Origin of the sequence: Tunicatimonas sp., from assembly GCF_049647865.1 — a bacterium.
Taxonomy (GTDB): domain Bacteria; phylum Bacteroidota; class Bacteroidia; order Cytophagales; family Cyclobacteriaceae; genus Tunicatimonas.
The window spans coordinates 1-4,262 of sequence record NZ_JBARYM010000718.1; the positions used below are offsets into that span (position 1 = coordinate 1).

At 40.1% G+C, this 4,262-nt stretch carries 2 protein-coding genes; one reads left to right on the plus strand and one right to left on the minus strand.

The features are described from left to right. The first annotated feature begins 364 nt into the window (after positions 1-364). Positions 365-3,277, plus strand: coding sequence for a PAS domain S-box protein (locus WBA23_RS20955; RefSeq protein ID WP_424584233.1), 2,913 nt, complete (start codon positions 365-367; stop codon positions 3,275-3,277). Between the two features lie 225 nt (positions 3,278-3,502). Here the strand turns inward: WBA23_RS20955 and WBA23_RS20960 are convergent, their stop codons facing one another. After that, positions 3,503-4,054 (minus strand): endonuclease/exonuclease/phosphatase family protein, encoded by a 552-nt coding sequence (locus WBA23_RS20960; protein ID WP_424584234.1) that lies wholly within the window; start codon positions 4,052-4,054, stop codon positions 3,503-3,505. Positions 4,055-4,262 lie beyond the last annotated feature (208 nt).

Here is a 4,262-nt window from a genome sequence, read left to right on the forward strand (position 1 = left end):
TAACTACACCAAACATTACCCGGCATATTTTACAGGATTGCTAAATAATGTTAGACCGTTTTGTAAAAGCGCATAATAACAGGTGTGCTAGTGAAGTGATGCTTTGTTGGTATGCTCATCGTAGCCTTGTACTGATAAAAACGTAATTAGTAATAGTGTCTCTCTAGATGAAAAAATGAAATATTCATGCATATTTTTTGCAAAAGTTTGTGAATTTTTCTTCTTAATCACTATTATATTTCACCTGATGACTATATTTTTGAGGAGAATCAGTGGTAAACAGCTAATATTATAATATCTGATTCTAATAGGCTATTACAGTGAGTGCTGGCTTGAAATTTTGACTCTCTAATGTTTGTCGCTTATGTCGGGAGGATCTCCTCTTCGTAAGGCCGTTATTCAGGCTTGTGGAAGTTCGTCACATATTCTTAGTTCTCAGGCAAACTATCTGTTTCAGATTGATTTGCAGGGAAATATTGTGTTTGTAAATACTACGTATGAACACAAGTTTGGAGATAAGGAGGAATACATTGGTCAGCCCCTTCTGAAGACCATACACCCTGATGATATAGATAATTGTGAGCAGATAATCCTCCGGTGTATTCAGAATCCGGGTGAGCCTTTACCCATAGAACTTCGTAAGCTTCAAAATAGTAGCACCTACTCTACTACCCACTGGGAGTTTATGGGATTAGTTGATGAGCAAAGAAACCTTATTGGGATGCAAGGCATAGGACACGACATTAATGGCAAAAAAGAGGTAACACAACAACTTGAACAGGCTAACCGGCTAAATCAAAAATTACTTACTATTTCCATGCAACTCATGGACGTTACTTCTGATGCTTTGTATCCTACAATGAATGAAGCATTAGGCGTTATCACCCGATTTTTAGGTTTTCAGCGAGGGTTGGTGTACGTGAGGGATAAGAAAGGAGAACAGCTTCGGGGTCATCTTTCTTACGAGTATTCTTCTTCTGGAGTATTTACTTTAGGAAACCAAGCTAGTCAACTATCGTTAGAAAACTTTCCTTGGTGGACCAAAAGGGCTTTGCGTAAGGAGTCTTTTGAAATTTCTGGTATTAGGAATCTACCTGGAGAAGCGTATCGTGAAAGGTGGTTACTTAGTATGCTGAACTTAGAGTCTGTTTTAGCTATTCCGGTAATATACCAACAAGAACTTACTGGCTATGCATTGTTCGTCAGCTCGGTGCAGATTAAGCCTAAAACAAAGAGTTTACTAGAAACACTTAAAATGTTAGGGGTAATTTTTGGTAACACCTTGCACCGTACCCACCTTAATCAAGCACTATCCGATGGTCGTAGCCAGCACAAGCTGTTAGCAGATAACGTGGTAGATATGGTATGTAAGCACGATTTAGACGGAACTTACAACTATGTTTCGCCTTCATGTGAAAGCTTAACGGGGTTTAAACCATCAGAATTACTCGGCACCTCGCCCTTTACGTGGATTCATCCGGAGGATCACCCTAAAGCTTTTGAGCATTTAGAACGAGTACTGTCAGGAGAGTGTATTCGTTACGATTACCGCAAACGCAGAAAAGACAATCAATATCATTGGGTAGAAGTAACGGCTCAATTAGTACAAGAAAATAATAGAAAAGAGATCGTTACTTCTGTTCGTAGTATTCATCAACAAAAGCTTACCGAACAAACCAACGCTAAACTGCTTTCTAAAAGTCAAAAATTAAACGAAGAACTTCAAGAGAGTCAGCAAAAGTTAGAGACGACTTTAGCACGTACTCAAAAACTTAATGAACTACTGCTAAAAAGTGAAAAGAAGTTCCGAAGCCTGACCGAGAAAAGCTTTGATGCTATTATGGTCTACAATGCTCAGGGAATGATCACTTACGCCAGTCCGTCGGTAGTAGGTGTAACCGGATACACTGCTGAAGAGTTAATAGGTACCGATGCTCGTGACTACATATTTCCGGAAGACCTTTCACTGGTCGAGGAAACAATGCATAACGCAATCGCTAATCCTCGAGAGCGATCTAATAGTTTATCTCGCATAGTTCGTAAAAATGGAGAGGTTATCTGGGTAGAATCAATCATGACTAACCTATTAATGGATGAAAGTATTCAGGGTTTAGTCTCTAATTTTCGGGATGTTACCAAGCAGCAAAAAAGCGAGCAGGCTATCAATGAATACTCGGAGCGGTTAGCGATAGCCACCGAATCAGCCAATATTGGTATTTGGGACTGGATGATCCCACAAAATCGTATAGTATGGGATGAACGGACCTGCCAGATGTTCGGAGTAGATGCGAAAGACGATGTGAACTATAAAGAAGCTTGGAAAGATATTATCCACCCGAATGATCGAGATCGTGTTAAAGAGGCGATAGATGCTGCCTTACGAAATAGTCAGAGGTATGACCTAGAATACAGAGTTATTCGTCAGGACACTCACGAAATACGGTACATTAAATCATACGCTAAGGTCACTTTTTCTGATAGTGAGCCAGTACGTATGACCGGGGTGAACCTTGATATTACTCCGCTGAAAAATACGGAAGAGCAGCTTCGGAAAAATGTGATTGCCTTGGAGAAATCTAATGCCGAACTAGACCAATTTGTCTATAGCACATCGCATAATTTACGAGCACCACTTGCTTCGGTGTTAGGCTTGGTTTCTTTACTAGAAGGAAATAGTGATACCGATGAGCGCGAACAGTACTTACGACTTGTTGAGAGTAGCATCTATCAATTAGACGCAACTATTCAAGAAATTATTGATTACTCCCGCAACTCCCGTATTAACATTAGTCCTGAACCTATTCATTTTCAGCATATTATTGCTAGCGTACTCGATGGACTCTATTTTTTGCGTAACACGATCGATATTGAGATCAAACTGGACATTGCAGGCAGTTTGACTTTCTTCTCCGATGCATCGCGCATACGAATGATTCTTAATAATTTGCTCTCTAACGCCATTAGGTACTTTAACCCGTATGTTAAACAACCCTACGTAATGATCTCTATTCAGCCATATCTCCAAGGGGTACAGCTGATAGTAGAAGACAACGGAATTGGTATACCAGAAGAAATTCAAAATAAGGTATTTGATATGTTCTTTAGAGCAACAACTCACACCAATGGTTCAGGATTAGGATTGTATATTGTGCGGGAAGCCACACGCTTGTTGGCCGGAGAGGTCTCTCTTACCTCTAGAAAAGGAAGAGGAACTACGTTTACATTATACTTACCATCAGAGAAAAAGAGGAAGAAAGAATTGTTAAGTTCTAAGTAGTTGAGATTCTGAAATCCTCAATTCAATACCTCTCAGTACTTTTCTTTTATCCAGCCTTCCCCACATTTACTATAGGCGAACTCTTGCAAAGAACATCTTTCGTACAAGGAATACAATCAATCGTAATACTGCTCACATCAGGTATGACTGCCTGTTCAGCGGCCCACCTACATTAATGGTTGGGTAAAGAGGAATAACGTATAAAGATAATCTCAGGGAATTGCGCTAAGGCCGCCAAGTGACCAAAACAGCCCCTTCTATATTTTCTAGATAGCGCGCTATTTGCCGCAGATGCTGATTGTGTTTAGTATATTGTACCACACTACGACGAGACGATAATGCGTGAGTAGCGATAAAATGCACGCTGGTATCAGGTAGTAGCACGTTGCCCGTTAGCGTAGGGGTGCCGCCCCAGTAATAAGTAGTAAAGTCTTTTACCGGATATTTAGAGAATACTGCCACGCCCGTAGGTCCCCGCTCAGTACTGTAAGCATTATGATAATAAAGATACTCGTTCTTTAGCCGAGTAGTTAATTCATTCGTTAGCAAACTATCTACCTCCTGAAAAGACAATAGGTCAGCTTGAGCATCTTGAGCCTTCTGGACTATTCCGTCGTACATATAATCGCTTTCTGGTACATTAAAGTGGGCCAAGCGAAATGTGTTTTCCTTGAACTTATATTCTTGGGTTGAGAAATAGTTGGTAATGAAACTAAATACACCAGCAGTACGGAAGCTGCGATTAAGAAGGAAGTTGCTAGCTTTTTCTGTCGCCATACAACTAAGAAAAGGGCAATAGAACCACAGGCTAGAATAGCCAAAAGAAAAGGGTAAAAGATTGAGGGATATCAATTGGGTAAATACGGACGAGAAGGATGAATAGTACAGGCGAAGTCAGCACAACTACTGAAATGATATTTCCTGAAAATTTTACCACTTGCTTAAATGTATTGTTGAACGAGACGATATTCTACTATAAATATTG